We start from the raw sequence: 975 nt of genomic DNA on the forward strand, positions 1-975 counted from the left end.
TGTTATGCCCCGCCACCCTTAAGAGTGGCAAACTCTCTGAACACGACCCGATGCGTGCTATGCAGCACCAAGCTCGTCAAGAACGGGAAAACCGCAGCCGGAACCCAACGCTGGAAATGCCAAACCTGTGGCGCCTCAAGCTCGCGTAGACGCCCCGACGTGACCCGCCAAAAAGAACTCGCCAGGTACCTCGCCTGGCTCCAAGGCAAACACTCCCAAGCCGAGATAGACGGCACCCATACCGGCCGCTCGTTCCGCCGCGAGACCGCGTGGTGCTGGAACCTCACCCCTCGCATCCCCGCCACGGGCGTCGTCCACGATGTCGTCCAGATCGATGGCTTCAACCTCCGAACCGGGTGGTGCGTCCTCGTTGCCGCTACTCGCGGTCAAGTGATCGGGTATCAGTGGTGCTCCCGCGAGTCAGAAGCCGCATGGAGTGCGCTACTCACACGTCTCCCAGCTCCTCGCGTCGTGGTGTGTGACGGCGGCCCTGGCATGCACGCAGCACTCCGCACGCACTGGGCCAGCGCCAATGTGCAACGCTGCCTGGTGCACCTCCAACGCAACGTCCGCAAATACGTCACTACGCGCTCGAAAACGGCCGCAGGGAAAGCGCTGTGGGGGCTCGCGTTGAAACTCACCCGGGTACGTGATCGCGTGGACGCCGACGCGTGGGGCGGGCTGCTCCTGGCCTGGGAAGAAGCGTATCTACACCTCACGAAAGAACGCACCTACCGCAAGCACGCAACCGAAGTGCCGTCATGGGCAAAGCCCGGACAAACATGGTGGTACACGCATCAACGTCTCCGCTCGGGCTATCACGTGCTGCGCCGAGTGATCAGAGCGAAGCACCTGTTCACGTTCCTTGACGTCACACATCAAGGCCTGCAGGTCCCATCAACGACGAACGAGATCGAGGGGGCCATCAATTCCCCAATGCGGCTGCTGTTGCTCCACCATCGCGGGATGACTGAA

The 975-nt window shown here is 62.3% G+C and carries 1 protein-coding gene; it reads left to right on the top strand.

Annotation, left to right across the window (positions count from 1 at the left end):
• Nucleotides 1-54: 54 nt before the first annotated feature.
• Nucleotides 55-975, top strand: a 921-nt coding sequence (locus ABD115_RS16575; RefSeq protein ID WP_343962925.1) for an IS1249 family transposase, incomplete at its 3' end; no start/stop codon positions are given.

Source organism: Leucobacter albus (assembly GCF_039528015.1).
GTDB lineage: Bacteria > Actinomycetota > Actinomycetes > Actinomycetales > Microbacteriaceae > Leucobacter > Leucobacter albus.